Genomic DNA, 17,190 nt, shown 5'->3' with positions numbered 1-17,190 from the left:
CGGGAGTTGAACGAGGCGATCAGGCACAGCCACGTCGAGGTGAACGGCGTACGGCTGCACCTCGCGGAACAGGGAGACGGGCCGTTGGTCCTGCTGCTGCACGGCTTCCCGGAGAGCTGGTACTCCTGGCGGCACCAGTTCGCACCGCTCGCCGCGGCCGGGTACCGGGTGGTCGCCCCAGACCAGCGCGGCTACGCCCGCAGCTCGCAGCCGGAGGACGTGGACAAGTACACCCTGCTGCACCTGGTCGGCGACGTGACCGCGCTGATCGGCGCGCTCGGCGCGGAGCGGGCCGTGGTCGTAGGGCACGACTGGGGCGCGCCGGTCGCCTGGGCCACCGCGGCGCTGCGGCCGGACCTGGTGCGCGGCGTCGCCGGGCTGAGCGTGCCGCCGCTGCCGGTCGGCGGGCCGCCGCCGCTGCGGGCCGCCCGGGAGAACTTCGGGGACGGCTTCTACCAGATCTACTTCCAGGAACCGGGCCGGGCCGACGCCGAGTTGGCGGCCGACGTCAAGTCCAGCCTGCGGCGCATCCTGTGCGGCGTCCAGCCGGACGGCGTGCCGCGCCCGTGGATCGTCCCCGAGGGCAAGGCCCTGCTGGACACCGTCCCCGAGCCCGAGAAGCTGCCGGACTGGCTCACCGACGCGGACCTCGACGCCTTCACGGCCGACTACGCCTTGCACGGCGGGCGGGCCTTCACCGGCGGGCTCAACTGGTACCGCAACCTGGACCGCAACGCCGAACTGCTGGCCGCCTTCACCGGAGTGACGGTAGAGGTGCCGGCGCTCTACGTCGCGGGCGAGCAGGACCTGGTCAACGCGATGATCCCGCCGGAGGCCCTGGCCTACCTGCTGGGCCGGCTGCCCAGGCTGCACCGGCACGTCCGGCTGCCGGACACCGGGCACTGGACCCAGCAGGAGCGCCCGGCCGAGGTGACCGGGGCGCTGCTGGACTTCCTGGAGAGCCTGGACTAGGAGCCATCCGGTTCGCCCCGAGCGGTCGCCACCCGCTGTGACCAGCGCGGCCACGTCTGCCTCGGCACCGTGGCCGCAGCAGCCCTTGTCATCCGACGGCCCCACGTCATGTGATCGTTCCGCGCAGATCGCGCGGGTTGTGCGAGCACCTGTCCAAGTCGCTGTTCAGGGCCGGATCGAACGGCAGAACTGCCCCTATACTGACCGCCGCCCCACGGAGGGGGCGACCGGGAGATCGGGGGAGACGCATGAGCGGCGGCGACAACGGCTCGGTCGGGGTGGGGTTCAGTGCCCATCCGGACAAGCTCGGGGACGCGGGTGACCAGCTGATAGCGGCGAGTACGGACGTGGGCTCGGTGAAGGACGCACTGGGCAAGCTCGGCATGTCCGGCGAGGACACGTTCGGCGAGTACGGCGCGAGTGACGCGGCCAAGGCGTTCTGGCAGGCCTGGCAGGACGAACTGGGAGTGAACGTGGACGCCCTGAACGACCTCGGCGGCAAGGTGCACACCACCGCGGCCAACTACACCACCACCGATCACGGCGTCAGCCAGCAGTACCAGTACCAGCACCAGGGGGCGTGACGGTGCCCGACCACGGCATGGACCCGCTCAACCCGCTCGGCGTCGACCAGCCCTCCCTGCGGGAGAAGGTCGAGGGGCTGAAGAAGACCATCGACGAGTCCCACGGCATGTGGGGCGCCGGCGACCTCAAGTACGCGGTGCACGACGCCCTCCAGCTGCCCGCGCCCAAGGGTGACCCGGGCAAGCTCGGCGAGCTCGCCGCCGCCTACAACACCGCCGTCTCCCAACTGGACACGGTCCAGATGAAGGTGGCGCGGGTGGGCGCCCAGCACCTGCCGGACGCCTGGACCGGGCAGGTCGGGGAGAAGGCCGCCGAGGTGGTCAAGGCCTCCGCCGACGACCTCGGGCGCTGCCACGAGATCCTGGGCAAGGGCCGGGACCAGCTCAAGGCGCTGGCCTCCGCGCTCAGCGAGGCGCAGTCCCTGCACGGGCAGGGCCACGCGCCGCTGAGCGAGGCGCTGAAGCTGCTGCACGACATCACCTTCAGCGACGGGCCGGACCTGGTCCACTGGGACGATGACAAGATGCACCGCGCCCACGCGCAGGCGAAGGAGGGCATCAAGTCGATCTTCGACGCCGCGGTGAAGGCCGAGGAGGCCGGCCGGGCCGCCGCCCGGGAGCTGCACGCGCTGGCGGACAAGGCGCTGGCCGCCAGCTTCAAGAACAAGGGCCTGGGCGCGGCCGACAAGCTGGTCGTCGCGGACGCGGAGGTCGCCGGCAGCGACCAGTTCGGCACCATCCTCACGGCCAACGACGTGACCCGGGCCGGCCAGTTCATGGACAAGATGAGCGACGCCGACCGGGCCCGCTTCGACCAGCTGCTGGCCGGCAGCAAGTCCCCCGAGGAGCGCGCCTACCTGATGAAGGCGCTGGCCGCCGGGCACGGTTACGACGAGATCAAGGCCTTCGACGACCAGATCCACGGGCACGGCGACGACCCCGCCTGGCTGGCCCAGCGCCTCTCGCCGGTGCAGATCGACTCCGCCTCCACGAACCAGTCGGCCACCGCCTACCAGGGCGTGGCGTGGAACCAGGGCGACAAGCCGACCTGCGTGGCCGCCTCAACCGTCACCGCCCGGGCGATGGTCGACCCGCTCTACTCGCTGCAGCTCACCACCGGCGGCCACCCCGGTGACCCGAAGTACGACAACGGCCAGGCCGCGTACGACCGTTGGCTCAAGGAAGCCGACCGCGTCTACGACACCAAGAACTGGTGGAACGAGTGGCAGGACGGGATGAGCGACGGCGAGTCCAAGGACGCCGCCAACGACGAGATCGGCAAGCACACCGGAGCGGGCTACCACACCGTCGACCTGGAGGGCCCGGAGCAGCGCCGGGACGTGCTGGCCCAGGTCGAGTCGGCGGTGGACCAGGGCAAGCCGGTGCCGATCGGGGTCAAGGAGGACACCTGGTTCCGTCCGGACGGCCACCAGATGATGATCATCGGTCATCGCGGCGACCAGCTGGAGATCTACAATCCCTGGGGCTACACCGTCTGGGTGAGCGAGAACGACTTCGTCAACAACCACATGGAGGGCGCGGCGCAGGGCGGCAACATGCCGATCGCCGACCACGTCCAGATGCCCCAGTGAGGCCCGAGGTGAGCACGTGAGCACTTCCCCCCGACCGACTCCGCAGTCGATGAGCGACGCCCGCCTGGCCGAGCTGGACGTCGAGGTGCTGCTGCGCTTCGGCCTGCCCGCCGCGGGGCCGCACCGCTCGACGCTGTTCGGCGACGGCGCGGTGGCCGCCGCGATCACCGTCGACCGGCTCGGTGCCATGCCGCGCGCCCTGGTCTTCCTCGGCGACGTGGTCCGCTCCGGCGGCACCCGCTTCGCGGCCGACCTGCCCGAGCCGCTGCCCGGCCCGGCGGCGGCGGTGGCGCGCGGCTGGCTGGAGGCGGCCGCGATGGTCGTCGGGGACGCCACCGGGGACCTCCTGGTCGCCCGCTGGCTCGACGCGGTCGCCGCCGTGCTGGCACTGCGGGTCACCCACCGGGAGGCGAGCGCGTGAACTGGCGTCGGATCCTGGTCGTGGCGCTCGCCCTGCTGGCCGTCGCTGGAGTGGTGGGGGCGGTGGTGGTCCACCGGATGACCACCGGCAGGCTCGACCACGGCACGGTGTTCGCCGCGGACTCCGGTGAACTGGCCGTCAAACCGGGCGAGCTGTTCTCGGTCGAGGTCAGCGCCCACCGGGTGACCGGCCAGGTCTGGAGCGTGGCCGACCCGGCTCCCGACCCGGCCGCGGTCCAGACCGTGGGCGACGAGTACGTCAAGAACTTCGGCCTCAAGGACCTGATCGGAGCCACCGGTTCGGCCGGCTCCGGCGGCCGCTACTACTTCGTCTTCCGGGCCGGCCCCAATCCCGGCCGGGCGACCATCACCCTGCGCAACCCCAACCACACCGGCACCGCTGGTGGCTCGGACCAGGGCGAGCGGCACTACACCGTCGAGGTGCAATGAACACCGGAGCCGCCGTGGCCCTGCCCGGGGCTGGCGCTACGTCCCCAGCCCGGCCTGGTCGCCGCTGCCCGTGCGGGCGGTGACCAGGCCGGACTCGTAGGCCGCGATGACGGCCTGGGCGCGGTCCCGGACGTCGAGCTTGCCGAAGATGCTGGTGATGTAGTTCTTCACCGTGGACTGGCTGATGTCCAGGGCCAGCGAGATCGCGGCGTTGTCCAGGCCGGTGGCGATCAGCCGCCAGACCTCGACCTCGCGGGGCGTGAGCTCGCCGGTGGCGAGGGCGGGCGGCGCCGGGACGGCGGCGGCGACGGGTGCCCGGACGTACGTCGAGATCAGCCGGGTGAGCAGGCGCGGGGCGACCACCGCCTCCCCGGCGTGCACGGTCCGGATCGCCGCGGCCAGGTCCTCCGGGGAGACGTCCTTGGGCAGGAACCCGTGGGCTCCGGCGCGCAGCGCGGACACCACGTACTCGTCCATGTCGAAGGTGCTCAGGGCCAGCACCCGGCAGCCGGGCAGGTCCCGGGCCAGCCGCTGGGTCGCGCCGACGCCGTCCAGGACGGGCATCCGGATGTCCATCACCACGACGTCGGGGCGCAGCCGGAGGGCGGCGGCGACGGCCTGCTCGCCGTCCTCGGCCTCGCCGACCACGTCGAGGGCCGGGTCGGGGGACAGGATCAGCGACAGGCCGCGCCTGACCAGCGGCTGGTCGTCCACGACGAGCACCCTGATCGCGCGGCCGGCGCCCTCGGCCGGGCCGGTGCCGCCGGTCATCGGACCGCCTGCCCGTGCTGGAGGGCCGCCTCGGCCGATTCGGCGCAGGACAGCGGGAGTTCGGCCCGTACCGCGAAGCCGCCGTCCGGCCGGGGGCCGGTCGTCAGGGTGCCGCCGTGCAGGGCGACGCGCTCGCGCATGCCGAGCAGGCCGTACCCGGCCGGGCCCGCGCCCGGCGCGCGTTCCGGCGGTGGCGCGCCTCCGCCGTCGTCCCGCACCTCGACCGTCACCCGGTCCGGATGGTAGGCCAGGCGGACGGACGCCCGGGCCGGGCCGGCGTACTTGCGGGCGTTGGTCAGGCCCTCCTGGACGATCCGGAACACGGTCAGGCCGACGGTCGGCGGCAGCGGACGAGGGGGCCCGTCGACGGTCAGCTCGGTGGGCAGTCCGGCCAGGCAGGACTCGTCCACCAGCCTGCCCACCTCGTCCGCCCCGGGCTGCGGCAGCGGCGGGGCGGAGTCCGGTTCGTCGCCGGCCCGCAGGACGTTCAGCAGCTGGCGCATCTCGCGCAGCGCCAGCCGTCCGGAGGACTCCAGGGTGACCAGGGCGTCCCGGACCACCTCCGGTCGGCCGAGGTTGGCGCGGGCGCCGCCGGCCATCAGCTGCATCGTGGTGATGTGGTGGGCCACGATGTCGTGCAACTCCCGTGCGATCCGCCGGCGTTCCTCGGCCACCGCGCGGTCGGCCAGCAGCCGGCGGTTGGCGGCCACCTCGCGCTGCCAGCGGGCCACCGCCAGACCGGCCGTTCCCACCATGACGGCGGCCGCGGGGTCGGGGACGAGCTGCTCCCAGAGCGGGGCGTGCAAGCGGAACTGGCTCAGCGTGGTGCTCACCGCCGTCATCAACACGGCGGCCGCGGTCACCGGGACGCTCCGGTTCACCCCGACCGAGTACAGCGCGACGGTCACCACCCCGCCGAAGTGCGAGCCCATCGGGGAGAGCAGGTCGGCCGCCGCCTGGAGCGCCAGGACGACGGCCAGCGCCGGCACCGGGTGGCTGCGCCGGGCCAGCAGCGGCAGACCGGAGAGGACGGTCAACGCGAAGCCCGGCACGGACATGCTGCGGGTGTCGGTCAGCGGGCCGAGCAGCAGGTAGCCGAGCAGGTCCAGCGTGCCGGCGCCGATGGCCACCAGGGCGTCGGTACGGGTCCACGGCAGGCGGTCCGTCCAGTCCCCCTGCGGCCCGTCCGCAGCAGTGTCCACCCCGGGGCGCTGACGCCCGTCCATCTGATTCCTCCCGGCCGACCAGCGCTGACGCCCCCATTCTGGCATCGGCCGTCCGGCCCGGGCGTGGTCCCCCGGGCGGAGGAGCAGGGGCCCGGACCAGGACCACGGTCCCGGTTCCGCCGCAGGTGGGGGACCGCGGGCCCCGGCCCGGATCGTCCGCTGCTCGGACGCTCGGGCACCCCTTCACCTGATGGTCTGGAGACAGGCGCCGGGAACTCCCGGCGCCGAAGCCGACGTTCGCGTCCATCAGCCGGAGGAATCGTGATCCGCGTACTGACCGGGTTCGCCACCAGACACGCGTGGAAGGTCATCGCCCTGTGGGCGGTGCTGGGCATGGGGCTGGCGGTCCTCGGCCCGGCGCTGATGTCCCGGGTGACCGAGTCCCAGAGCGGGGACTTCCTGCCCCGGAGCTACGACTCGGCCGCCGCCCTTCGGATCGCCGAGGAGCACTTCGGGGTGGAGTCGGACGCCACCACGGTCACGGTGCTGGTCGCCCGGACCGACGGCAAGGCGCTCGGCGCCGCCGACCAGCAGCGGATCGAGGCCGAGGCCGCGAAGCTCGCCACCCACCGGGTCACGATGCCCCGGCGGGAGGACGAGCCGGAGTTCCTCGTCCCCGACCACTCCCAGACGCCCCGGATCGCCCCCGCGGTGGTGGCGCCCGACCGGACCTTCGAACTGCTGTCGGTGGAACTCACCGGCAACGCCTCCGAGGAAGGCGTGCAGGGCGTCTTCCGGGCCTTCCGGGACGACGCCCGCGCACGGTTCGCCGACCTCGGGATGCGCACCGGGTTCACCGGCGGCCTCGCCCAGGTGGCGGACAGCGCCGACGCCAACCGCACCGCCGCGACGATCGGCAGCGCCCTCGTCACGGGACTGATCGTCCTGCTCAACGTGCTGGTGTTCCGCAGCGTCCTCGCCGCCGTGCTGCCGCTGCTCGCGGTCGCCGTGATCGGCGGCGCGGCCACCGGCGCCGTGGCCGGCGCGGCCTCGCTCACCGGCCTCAAGCTGGACGCCGGCACCCCCGGCCTGATCTCCGTGGTCCTGCTCGGCATCGGCGTCGACTACCTGCTGTTCCTGCTCTTCCGGTTCCGGGAGCAGCTGCGGGCGCGGCCCGAGCAGCCCGCCCGGGAGGCCGCGGCCGAGGTGTCCGGCCGGGTCGGCACCGCGATCACGTCGGCCGCGCTGACCATCGTGGCCGCCTTCGCCACCCTGGGCGTGGCGAGCTTCGGCCAGTTCCGCTCGCTCGGCCCGGCGATCGCCGTCGCCGTGCTGATCATGCTGCTGGGCAGCCTGACCCTGATGCCCGCCCTGCTGGCCGCCTGCGGACGCAAGATCTTCTGGCCGTCGCGCAGCCTGCGGAGGGTGCCGCGACCGGGCCTCGCCGCCCGCCTCGGCGACCTCGTCGCCCGCCGGCCGCTGGCGCTGCTGCTCGTCTCCGTCGCCCTGCTCGGCGCGCTGGCGGGCGGCACGGCCGGGCTCCGGATGAACTACAGCCAGGCCGACGACACCAGGACACCGGCCACCGCCACCGCCGCGGAGATCTCCCGCGCCCTGCCGGCCGGGGTGTCCGACCCGACGACCGTCTACCTGGTGGCCGAGGGCGGAGGCACCCTGGAGGCCGGCCGGTTCGACGGCCTCGCCCACGCCCTGAGCGGGGTCGAGGGCGTCGGGCAGGTGGGCCGGACCGTCCTCGCCGACGACCACCGCGCCGCCCGGATCGACCTCTACCTGAACGCCGACCCGCAGAGCCAGCGGGCCCGCGACCTCGCCTCCGGGCCGGTCCGCGCCGCGGTCGCCGCGCACGCCCCGGACGGGACCACCGGCCACGTCGGCGGCACGGCGGCGATCTTCGCCGACATCTCCACCGCCGTCGACCACGACCTGACCGTGGTCTTCCCGGTCGCCGCCGCCCTGATCGCCCTGATCCTGCTGCTGCTCCTGCGCAGCCTGCTCGCTCCTGTCGTCCTGATGCTCGCGGTCGGCCTCGGGTTCGCCGCCACCCTCGGCGCCGCCACCCTGTTGTTCCAGCACGGCTTGGGCGAGCCCGGCGTCGCCTTCACGCTGCCCCTGGTGCTGTTCCTGTTCGTCGTCGCCCTGGGCACCGACTACAACATCCTGATCACCGACCGCATCCGCGAGGAGATGCACCGCCCCGGCCCGGCCCGCGCCGCGGTGGCCCGCGCCGTCCGCCACACCGCCCCGGCCGTCGCCACGGCGGGCCTGGTCCTGGCCGGCTCCTTCGCCACCCTGGCCACCACCCCGGGCAGCGAGCAGATCGCCTTCTCGCTGACCCTCGGGATCCTGCTCTCCGCCGTGGTCCTCTCCCTCGTCACGGTCCCCGCGGCGGCGGCCCTGCTCGGCCGCTCCCTCTGGTGGCCGCTGCGGCCCGACCCGGCCGCGGCGCCGTGCGCCGACCGCCCGCCGGTCGCCACCCCGCGGCCGGCCCCGGACCACCTGCGCGTCGGGTGACGGTTCCCGGCCGCGGCGGGACGGGAGGCCGCCGTGGGATGGGATGTCCCAGGGACACCTCCCCCCTGGCGGGACGGGTGGCGCGCCGTCAAGCATGAGCCGTGTCCGGAAACGGGGATCGTCGCCCACCAGGTGCGGTCCCCCGCCACGGTGGCCCGGACGACCCGAAACTCCACATGGGGGGACTTCCATGATCAACAGCCTGTTCAAGCGCGGTGCCGTCACCGCCGGCGCCGCCTTCCTCGCCGTCTCCGTCTTCGGCGGTGTCGCGCACGCCGACCCGGGCGTTCCGTACATCAAGCCCAGCCAGCGCAGCCAGGCCGTCTCCTGCGTGCAGCAGGGGCTGCGGGACGCCGGCTACAACATCGACGTCGACGGCATCTACGGCCAGGCCACCTACTCGGCGCTGACCGACTTCCAGGCCCGGCGCGGCCTCCAGGCGGACGGCATCGTCGGCCCGAAGACCGGCGACCGCCTCTACTACGACTACCTCGCCAAGTCGGGGAACGTGGTCCAGATCGAGGAGTGCGGTTACCTCATCCCCACCACCCGCTGAGGCCGGTGACCGCCTGACAGACCGGGGCCGTCGGCCCGCCGCTGGCCCCCAGCGCGCGGGCGGGCGGCCCCGGCCGTTCTCCGGGGCGTCAGACCGGAAGCAGCCGGGCGATCAGTTCGCCGAGTCGGCGGGCGTTGCGGCAGGAGTGCATCTCCACGACGTCCGCGTACGCCGGGGCGGCGGAGTCGCCGGTCGACCAGAGCGCGGGCTGTTCGGGGTTGAGCCAGAAGACCCGACGGGCCCGGGCGACGATCCGGCGCAGGGCGTCCAGGTTGGGGTCGCGGTGGTTGTTGCGGGCGTCGCCGAGGACGAGGACGCAGGTGCGCGGGCCGACGGCGTCCAGGTGGCGGTCGACGAACCCGCCGAGGGCGGAGCCGTAGTCGCTGTTGCCGTGGTGGCCCGTCACCTTGGCCTCGGTGAGGATGCGCGCAGCGAGGCGGGCCGGGTCGTCCTGGCCGCGCCGCAGCAGGTCGGTGACCTCGGCGGTGCGGTTGACGAACGCGAACACCCGGACCTTGCTGAACTGTTCGCCCATCGCCTGGACCAGCAGCATGGTGAAGTCGGCGAAGCCCGACACCGAGCCGGACACGTCGCACAGCAGCACCAGCTCCGGCCGGGCCGGGCGGCGCAGCCGGTACGCCGGGCGCAGCGGGACCCCGCCGGTGGTGAGCGAGCGGCGCAGGGTGCGGCGCAGGTCGATCTGCCCGCTGGCGGCGCGGCGGCGCCGGGCGGCCAGCCGGGTGGCGAGCTTGCGGGCCAGCGGGTGGACGGTGCGGCGCAGTTCGGCGAGCTGCTCGCGGCCGGCGTACAGGAAGTCGATCCGGTCGGCGGTGGGGGCGACGGCGCGCTCCGCGATCCGTTCGGGGCCGCGCAGTTCGGCGACCCTGCGGCGGGCCTCGCCGGTGACCAGGGCGCGGAAGTCCCGGATGCGGCGGCGGATCTCGTCGGCGAGGACGCGGTCGGAGAGGTCCTCCCGGGAGGGGCCCTCCCGTCCGGGGTTCTCGCGCAGCGCGGCGAGGATCCGGGCGAGCAGGGTCTCGGGGGAGAGGCGGTTCAGCGCCTGGTGGGCGGACCAGCCGTCGGACCCGGGGGTGCTGCCGGCGCCGTACCGGCCGAAGGCCTCGACGACCTCGCCGGCCAGCCGGGCCTGGGCGGCGCGGTCGTCGGCGGCCAGGGCGGCGGCGAGGCGCTCGCGCAGCCGGTCGCGCAGCGGGTCGGGGCGGCCGAAGCGCGGCGGCTCGGGGTCGTCCGGTACGGGCGGGGGCTCGCCGCGCAGGGCTTCGGGGGTGCCGACGCCGAGCGGGAAGAACAGGTCGAAGGTGGCGTCGAAGACCGTCCGCTGGCCGTCCGAGCGCAGCAGGGCGGCGGCCAGGCCGGCCCGCATCTGCTCGCGGTCGGCGAAGCCGAGCACGTCGAGGACGGCGGCGGCGTCCACCGTCTCGGCCGGGCCGATCCGCAGGCCGTGCCCGCGCAGGGCGCGGACCAGGCCGGTCAGCCGGGCGGCGGTGTCGGCGGGGCCTGCCGCGGTCATGCGAGGGTGAGCTTCTGGGCGGCCTTGCGGACGTCGTCCTGGTGCTTGAGGATCACCCCGAGGGTGTCCCGGACGACGGTCTCGTCCAGGGAGTCGGCGCCGAGCGCGAGCAGGGTGCGGGCCCAGTCGACGGTCTCGGCGACGGACGGTGCCTTGCGCAGTTCCATGGCGCGCAGCGCGCCGACCACCCGGACCAGCGAGGCGGCCAGGGTGTCGTCCAGCCCGGGCACCTTGAGCCGGACGATCCGCCGCTCCAACTCCGCGTCCGGGTAGTCGAGGTGGAGGAAGAGGCAGCGGCGGCGCAGCGCCTCGGAGAGCTCTCGGGTGGCGTTGGAGGTGAGCAGGACGAAGGGGCGGCGGCCGGCGGTGATGGTGCCGAGTTCGGGCACGGTCACCTGGAAGTCGCTGAGCACCTCCAGCAGCAGGGCCTCGACCTCGACGTCGGCCTTGTCCATCTCGTCGATCAGCAGCACCGTGGGCTCCTCGCCGCGGATGGCGGTGAGCAGTGGACGGGCGAGCAGGAACTCCTCGCCGAAGATGTCGCCGCGGGCCTGCTCCCAGCCCTCGTCGCGGCCGGCGGTGATCCGCAGCAGCTGCTTCGCGTGGTTCCACTCGTAGAGGGCGCGGGCCTCGTCGATGCCCTCGTAGCACTGCAGCCGCACCAGCCGGGCGGCGCCCAGCTCGGCGACCGCCTTGGCGAGTTCCGTCTTTCCGACCCCGGCGGGGCCTTCGACCAGCAGGGGCTTTCCGAGCCGGTCGGCGAGGAAGACGGTGGTGGCCACGGCGGTGGAGGCGAGGTAGCCGGTGGCCGCGAGCCGTTCGGCGGTGTCCGCCACCGAGGTGAAGAAGCCCGTGCCGTCGCCGTTCCCGTTGCTGCCGCTGGTCATCTGACGCGCCCCGTTCCGGTTCGCCGGGCCCGTTCCGCGGGGCCCGCGCGGCGCCACCCTACCGGCCGGTCACCTGCTTGTCGCCGGGTTCCGGTGCCGCACGGTGGAGCGGCGTACGGGGGGTGCTGCCCGCCGTACGCCGCTCGCGTGGATCTGCCGTTCCCGTGCGTCAGTTGACGTACAGGACCGGGCTGCCGGCGACCGAGGTGTCGGTCACCGGGCCGTAGGAGGCGCTGAAGTAGCCGGTCGAAAAGCACAGGCCGGGACCGGAGACCAGGTTGGCGGGCTGGTTGGAGAAGCTGATGCTGTTGTCGGTGTTCGAGGTGGAGCCGGCGATGCCGCCGGGGCTCTGGTAGACGCAGTTCACGGTGCCCAGGAGGGTGTTGAGGACGACCGTGATGCCCACCGGGCCGGCGCCTGTGCCGTTGAGCGACACGTTGGTGCCGGAGCCAGAGGTGACGGTGTTGCTGTACGGCAGGCTGGTGGCGGTGACGCTCTTCACGCTCCGGACGCCGAAGACGTTGGAGGTGCAGGAGCCGAAGGACTGGCTGTTGAGCTGCTCGGTCGCGCTGCCGGGGGCGGCCGGGTTGGACGTCACGGTCGCGGAGAACGAGGAGCTGGCACAGCTCACCCCGCTGGTGCTTCCGGGGCCGTTGGTGAAGGTCGCGGCGGTGCCGGCGGCCAGGTTGGCGACCAGGGTGTCACCGACGGCGATGGCCGGGCCGGACGCGCTGCCCTGGGTCAGGACGGCGGCGGAGGAGGCCTGGGCGGGTGCCACGGCGGCACCGGTGAGGGCGATGGCGGCGAGGGATGCGGCTGCGAGCGTGCGGCGGATGCGCATGAGGGTGCCTCTCTCCGTCCGGGGACGGGTGGGGGAATCCCCGTGTGCGGGTGTGGTGGTGTGCACGACGGGGGAGGTGCACGGCGTACCGGAGCTCCGGTGGACCGCGAGAAGGGGCGGGCCCGGCGCCACGGGCCCGCTCGTGCGGTTCGGCGGTGTTGCGTGCGGTGCAGCGGTGCAGCGGTGCAGCGGTGTCGGACTCGGCCGGTGGCGGCCTGCGCGCCGAACCGGTCGGAAACCTGGCAGTGTTGTAAACCGCGTGTTGCGTCAAAGTCAATACAGGCCACAGGAGTTGGTGATGTATCCCAAGCCCCTCCGGAGTTCCGACGTGCTCCTGCTGCCGGGTGCCAGGACCGGCCGTGATCCGGCCAGGTCGATCAAGCCGGGCCCGCGCCGGCAGCCCGCCGGAGTGGTCGCCGCGACCCAGCGTGAACGGCTGCTGGACGGGCTGGTCCGTACGGTGGCCGAACGCGGCTACCAGCACGCGACGGTGAGTGACATCTGCCGGGCGGCGGGGGTGACCAGGCCGGTCTTCTACGAGCTGTTCAGCGGTAAGGAGGACGCCTTCCTGGCCGCGCACCGGTTCGGCACCGGGGTGGTGATCCGGCGGATGGCGGCGGCCTTCGCGGCCGAATCCGACTGGTGCGCCGGGATCCGGGAGGCGCTCGGGGTGATGCTCCAACTCCTGGCCGGGACACCGCCCTTCGCGGCCATGGCGGTGATCGAGATCGAGGCGGTCGGGCCCGCCGGCCGACGCGAGCGGGATCAACTCATCACCCGCTTCCGGGCGTTCTTCGCCGATGTGCCCCAACTCCCGGGCGGTGTCGGGGTTCCGGAGATGGTGGACGCGGTGGTGGGCGGCGTGTACAGCGCGATCTACCGCCGGATCGCCTCCGGCCGCACCGACCAACTGACGGAGCTGCTACCGGTGTTGAGCATGTTCTGTCTCGCGCCCTTCCTCGGGCCGGCCGAGGCGGACCGGCGGCTCGCGTCGAGGACTGGTGAAGATCCTTCGTGCACCCGTATTGACCGGGCAACTACCGAGCAGTAGCTTCCCAGTTACTCACCGCGCTCCGACCGGACCGCCCCGCCGCCGAGCGGCGGACGGCCCGGCCGGGACGCGCACAACGCTGTCCGCGCCAGGGCAACGTGCCAGTGCCTGCACACCCGTTTCCATCCACAGGGAGCACACATGGCCATGTCCGAGGACGCCGCCGTCGCGGCGGAGACCCCGACGCCGACCGGGCCCAGAAGAGGCCGGGTACGGATCAAGCGCACCGCCCTGATGGCCGTACCGGCCGTCGCGGTCGGGGGCATCCTGATGACCCTCACCGCCCAGGGCGTGCTCGCCGCGCAGTTCTCCATCTCAGGCATGCCGTTCACCATCACCGCCGACAAGCTCGACGGCGACGGCTTCGCCCAGTTCGGCTCGCTGGACTCGATGATCCCCGACAGCCCTAACGCGGGGAACACCGGCGGGCAGGTGCTGGTGGCGGTGTCGGCGATCAAGAGCGCCCAGATCACCAACCTGTGCCAGAGCGTCGACCTCGGCGGCGTCAGCCTGGTGATCCACGCGGGCGACCAGGGCACCCCGGTCTCCGCGTCCGACCTCACCACCGACTCCGATCTGCTGTCCGGCGACGCGGAGTTCAAGAACATCGAGATCGGCGGCGACGCCAGCACCTACACCAAGGCCGGCCCGGTCGGGAAGGGCCAGCCCGGTGTCTTCGGCCAGCAGGCCGACCACGTCCAGCTGACTCACCTCAACCAGCACAACTACGCGAGCACCGCCGTCGGGTTCAAGCTGCCCAGCCTGCGGCTGAGCTTCAGCTCCAAGGGCTGCTGAGCATGACGGAGTCCGTACCGGAGCCGGCCGAGACCGGTGAGGGCGCCGTGGCGCGGACCGAGGCGGTGACGGCCCAGGGGACGGCCGCCACCCCCGCCGCTGCCACCGCCCCCGCCGTGGGCCCCGCCGCAGCTCCCGCTGCGTCCGCTCCGACCGCCGCGCCCGCGAGCCCCGCGGGTCCGGTCAGGCGTGACTGGCGGGGCGGACGACCGTTCTGGGGCGGGCTGCTGGTGACGCTCGGCGGCGCCGAGGTCCTGTTCACGCTGTGGGCCCCGCTGCCCGTCCTGCTGCACATCTCGCTGGTGGGCCTGGCGGGGTACCTGGTGCCCTCGGTGATGCTGCTGTGCGGCCTGCTGATCCTGTTCAACCCGACGCAGCGGCTGTTCTACTCCATCCTCGCGGTGCTCGCCTCGCTGGCCAGCTGGGTGACCTCCAACCTCGGCGGCTTCCTGATCGGGATGCTGCTCGGGGTCGTCGGTGCCTGCCTGACCTTCGGGTGGCTCCCCGACCAGCCGCTGCGCCGTGGGCGGCAGCGGCGGGAGGACCGGCGTGCGCAGCGCCGGGCGGCGGGGGCCGGCGCCTGACGGCCGGGGGGTCGACGGCAAGGGGGTCACCGGCTGCCGGCGCCTGACGACTGCCGGGAGTCATCGGCGCCGCCCCGCGCGACTGGTGGTGGGAGAGCACCGGTCGCGCGGGGCGTTCCGTCCGACCGTCCGCCTCGCGGACCGGCGGTCAGATGGTCGAGGCGTCGATCACGAAGCGGAACCGGACGTCGCCGTCCAGCACCCGCCGGTACGCCTCGTTGACCTGCTCGGCCCGGATCAGCTCGATCTGCGCGGTGATGCCGTGCTCGGCGCAGAAGTCCAGCATCTCCTGGGTCTCCGGCAGCCCGCCGATCGCCGAGCCCGCCAGCGAGCGGCGCCCGATGGCCAGCGGGAACGGGTGCAGGGAGACCGGCTTCTCCGGCACGCCGACCTGCACCATGGTGCCGTCGGTGCGCAGGAGGCCGATGTAGGCGGTCAGGTCGAGATCGGCGGAGACCGTGTTGACGATCAGGTCGAAGCGGCCCGCGAGCTCCTCGAAGGTCGCCGGGTCGGAGGTGGCCCGGTAGTGGTCCGCGCCGAGCCGCAGACCGTCCTCGCGCTTGCGCAGCGACTGGCTGAGCACGGTGACCTCCGCGCCCATCGCGTGGGCGAGCTGCACGCCCATGTGGCCGAGGCCGCCCAGGCCCACGATCGCGACCTTCTTGCCCGGGCCGGCGCCCCAGTGCGCCAGCGGCGAGTAGAGCGTGATGCCCGCGCACAGCAGCGGCGCGGCGGCGTCCAGCGGCAGCGCGTCGGGGATGCGCAGCGCGTACGCCTCGTCCACCACCAGCTCGGCCGCGTAGCCCCCGTAGGTGGGCCGGCCGTCCTTGCCGGTGTCGTTGTAGGTGAAGACCATGCCGCCGTCGCCGGTGCAGTACTGCTGCAGGCCGGCCCGGCAGTTGTCGCACTCCCGGCAGGAGTCGACGAAGCAGCCGACGCCGACCCGGTCGCCGACCTTCCAGCGGGTGACGCCCGGGCCGACCTCGGCCACCAGACCCGCGATCTCGTGGCCCGGAACCATCGGGAAGATCCCGGTGCCCCAGTCCTCGCCGACCTGGTGGATGTCGGAGTGGCAGATGCCGGAGTACTTGACGTCGATCACGATGTCGTGCTCGCCGACGGCCCGGGTGGTGACGGTGGTCTTCGCCAGCGGGGCCTTCGGCCGCTGGGCCGCGTAGGCGGCGACGGTGCGGGTGGCGGTGGCGGTGCTCTGGGTCGTGATCTGGGGCGTCTCGTTCGTCATGCCCATCAGACTGCTGCGGGCCGGCCGGCCCAACCAGATCAGTGTTCATCGCACGTAAACGGAACGTACGATCGGCGAACGTACGCACCGCAGTATCACCCTCGCCCGTGCCCCGGCGCCCGCTGTGGCCCGCATACTGCACTCATGGACCAGCGCACCGAACTCAGCGAGTTCCTCCGATCCCGCCGCGCCCGGCTGCGGCCCCAGGACGTGGGCCTGCCGGCCGGCACCACCCGCCGACGGGTGCCCGGGCTGCGCCGCGAGGAGCTGGCCCAGCTCGCCGGAGTCAGCACGGCCTACTACACCCGGCTCGAACAGGGCCACGGCGAGAACGTCTCCGCCGCCGTGCTGGACGCCATCGCCCGGGTGCTGCGCCTCGGCCCCGCCGAGCGCGACCACCTCGGCCGGCTGACCAAGCCCGCCCGCCGCCGCCCCGGCGGCCCCGGTCCCGCCCGTCCCCAGCGGGTGCGGCCCGCGCTCCAGCAACTGCTCGACAGCATGGAGAGCGTGCCCGCGTACGTGCTCGGACGGCGGCTCGACATCATCGCCTGGAACCGGCTCGGCGCCGCCCTGCTCGGGGACTTCGCCGCGATGCCGCCCGAGCAGCGCAACATGGCCTGGCACGTCTTCCTCGACCCGGCCGCCCGCGAGCTCTTCGAGGACTGGGAGACCAAGGCCTGCGACGTCGTCGGCCTGCTGCGGCTGGACGCCGGGCGCTACCCGGACGACCGGGCCCTCGCCTCGCTGGTCGGCGAACTCTCCCTCAAGAGCGAGGAGTTCCGCAGCCTCTGGGCCACCTACCGGATCCAGGACAAGGGCCACGGCACCAAGCGCCTGCACCACCCGGTGGTCGGGCCGCTCAGCCTCCAGTACGAGACGCTGCGCCCGGCCGGGGACGCTGACCAGGTGCTGGTCGCCTACAATGCCGAGCCCGGTTCGCCGTCCGCCGAATCCCTCCGGCTGCTGGCCAGTTGGGACGCCACCGAGCTCCGGGCGTCGGCCGCCGCCGACCGGGTGGAGGCCGCCGACCGGGCCGACCCGGCCGACCGGGTCGCCGAGCAGAACCGGTAGGGGAACGCGCCGCCGGTCACGAGGGGGCCGATGGTCCCGGGTCCGCCCGGGGCCATAGGCCCATCTCCCGCGCGGCAGGCGGCAGTTGACTGGGGCGGTCAAGGACAACAGCAGCAAGGCCGCAGCCGCCACCGCCGAGTACGA

General features: G+C 73.6%; 17 protein-coding genes. 11 read left to right on the top strand and 6 right to left on the bottom strand.

Annotated elements, in window-relative coordinates:
- The first annotated feature begins 6 nt into the window (after positions 1-6).
- The 5 genes from ACFV1W_RS10290 to ACFV1W_RS10270 all read left to right on the top strand — a co-directional run bounded on the left by ACFV1W_RS10290 (position 7) and on the right by ACFV1W_RS10270 (position 4,018).
- Positions 7-972 carry an alpha/beta fold hydrolase gene (locus tag ACFV1W_RS10290; protein WP_380414934.1) on the top strand — a complete coding sequence of 322 codons (966 nt, stop codon included), beginning with the start codon at positions 7-9 and terminating at the stop codon, positions 970-972.
- Positions 973-1,220: 248 nt separating this feature from the next.
- Positions 1,221-1,556 (top strand): hypothetical protein, encoded by a 336-nt coding sequence (locus ACFV1W_RS10285; protein ID WP_380414932.1) that lies wholly within the window; start codon positions 1,221-1,223, stop codon positions 1,554-1,556.
- Entirely contained in the window at positions 1,553-3,148 is a 1,596-nt protein-coding gene (locus ACFV1W_RS10280) for a peptidoglycan-binding protein (protein ID WP_380414931.1), read from the top strand. Before ACFV1W_RS10285 ends, ACFV1W_RS10280 begins: the two co-directional genes overlap by 4 nt.
- A gap of 16 nt (positions 3,149-3,164) precedes the next feature.
- Positions 3,165-3,569, top strand: coding sequence for a hypothetical protein (locus ACFV1W_RS10275; protein ID WP_380414929.1), 405 nt, complete (start codon positions 3,165-3,167; stop codon positions 3,567-3,569).
- Positions 3,566-4,018 (top strand): protease inhibitor I42 family protein, encoded by a 453-nt coding sequence (locus tag ACFV1W_RS10270; RefSeq protein WP_380414927.1) that lies wholly within the window; start codon positions 3,566-3,568, stop codon positions 4,016-4,018. The genes ACFV1W_RS10275 and ACFV1W_RS10270 overlap by 4 nt, the downstream gene beginning before the upstream one ends.
- Before the next feature lie 36 nt (positions 4,019-4,054).
- On the opposite strand, the gene ACFV1W_RS10265 is transcribed toward ACFV1W_RS10270, so the two are convergent.
- Positions 4,055-4,789 (bottom strand): response regulator, encoded by a 735-nt coding sequence (locus ACFV1W_RS10265; protein WP_380414926.1) that lies wholly within the window; start codon positions 4,787-4,789, stop codon positions 4,055-4,057.
- The gene (locus tag ACFV1W_RS10260; protein ID WP_380414924.1) at positions 4,786-6,015 is read right to left on the bottom strand and encodes a sensor histidine kinase; all 1,230 of its coding nucleotides are present in this window, start codon (positions 6,013-6,015) and stop codon (positions 4,786-4,788) included. Before ACFV1W_RS10260 ends, ACFV1W_RS10265 begins: the two co-directional genes overlap by 4 nt.
- Before the next feature lie 261 nt (positions 6,016-6,276).
- Here ACFV1W_RS10260 and ACFV1W_RS10255 point away from each other — a divergent pair, with 261 nt between their 5' ends.
- Both ACFV1W_RS10255 and ACFV1W_RS10250 read left to right on the top strand, forming a co-directional pair.
- Positions 6,277-8,487: an MMPL family transporter gene (locus ACFV1W_RS10255; RefSeq protein WP_380414922.1), complete on the top strand. Its 2,211-nt coding sequence runs from the start codon at positions 6,277-6,279 to the stop codon at positions 8,485-8,487.
- Positions 8,488-8,677: 190 nt separating this feature from the next.
- Positions 8,678-9,043, top strand: a complete 366-nt coding sequence (locus ACFV1W_RS10250) for a peptidoglycan-binding protein (RefSeq protein ID WP_380414920.1) — start codon at positions 8,678-8,680, stop codon at positions 9,041-9,043.
- Between the two features lie 88 nt (positions 9,044-9,131).
- Here ACFV1W_RS10250 and ACFV1W_RS10245 read toward each other — a convergent pair whose 3' ends face one another.
- The 3 genes from ACFV1W_RS10245 to ACFV1W_RS10235 form a co-directional block, all read right to left on the bottom strand.
- Positions 9,132-10,574: a VWA domain-containing protein gene (locus ACFV1W_RS10245; protein WP_380414918.1), complete on the bottom strand. Its 1,443-nt coding sequence runs from the start codon at positions 10,572-10,574 to the stop codon at positions 9,132-9,134.
- A complete protein-coding gene (locus ACFV1W_RS10240) occupies positions 10,571-11,461 on the bottom strand; it encodes an AAA family ATPase (RefSeq protein ID WP_380414916.1) in 891 nt (296 codons plus the stop codon). Before ACFV1W_RS10240 ends, ACFV1W_RS10245 begins: the two co-directional genes overlap by 4 nt.
- A gap of 169 nt (positions 11,462-11,630) precedes the next feature.
- On the bottom strand, positions 11,631-12,302 hold the full coding sequence (locus ACFV1W_RS10235; RefSeq protein WP_380414914.1) for a Tat pathway signal sequence domain protein: 672 nt from the start codon (positions 12,300-12,302) through the stop codon (positions 11,631-11,633).
- A gap of 298 nt (positions 12,303-12,600) precedes the next feature.
- Between ACFV1W_RS10235 and ACFV1W_RS10230 the strand changes: the two genes are divergently transcribed.
- From ACFV1W_RS10230 to ACFV1W_RS10220, 3 genes are all read left to right on the top strand, one after another.
- Complete coding sequence (locus ACFV1W_RS10230; protein WP_380414913.1) at positions 12,601-13,353, top strand: TetR/AcrR family transcriptional regulator; 753 nt, start codon at positions 12,601-12,603, stop codon at positions 13,351-13,353.
- A 141-nt stretch (positions 13,354-13,494) separates the two neighbouring features.
- Positions 13,495-14,148 carry a DUF6230 family protein gene (locus ACFV1W_RS10225; RefSeq protein ID WP_380414912.1) on the top strand — a complete coding sequence of 218 codons (654 nt, stop codon included), beginning with the start codon at positions 13,495-13,497 and terminating at the stop codon, positions 14,146-14,148.
- Between the two features lie 116 nt (positions 14,149-14,264).
- Positions 14,265-14,732 (top strand): DUF6114 domain-containing protein, encoded by a 468-nt coding sequence (locus ACFV1W_RS10220; protein ID WP_380415119.1) that lies wholly within the window; start codon positions 14,265-14,267, stop codon positions 14,730-14,732.
- A gap of 148 nt (positions 14,733-14,880) precedes the next feature.
- On the opposite strand, the gene ACFV1W_RS10215 is transcribed toward ACFV1W_RS10220, so the two are convergent.
- Complete coding sequence (locus ACFV1W_RS10215; protein WP_380414910.1) at positions 14,881-15,975, bottom strand: NAD(P)-dependent alcohol dehydrogenase; 1,095 nt, start codon at positions 15,973-15,975, stop codon at positions 14,881-14,883.
- A gap of 144 nt (positions 15,976-16,119) precedes the next feature.
- On the opposite strand from ACFV1W_RS10215, the gene ACFV1W_RS10210 reads away from it, so the two are divergent.
- Positions 16,120-17,046 carry a helix-turn-helix domain-containing protein gene (locus tag ACFV1W_RS10210; RefSeq protein WP_380414909.1) on the top strand — a complete coding sequence of 309 codons (927 nt, stop codon included), beginning with the start codon at positions 16,120-16,122 and terminating at the stop codon, positions 17,044-17,046.
- The last annotated feature ends 144 nt before the right edge of the window (positions 17,047-17,190 follow it).

Origin of the sequence: Kitasatospora sp. NPDC059648, assembly GCF_042734825.1 — a bacterium.
Classification (GTDB): domain Bacteria; phylum Actinomycetota; class Actinomycetes; order Streptomycetales; family Streptomycetaceae; genus Kitasatospora.
The sequence above is the reverse complement of the archived record's forward strand: the minus strand, read 5'-3'. Positions and strand labels throughout refer to the sequence as shown.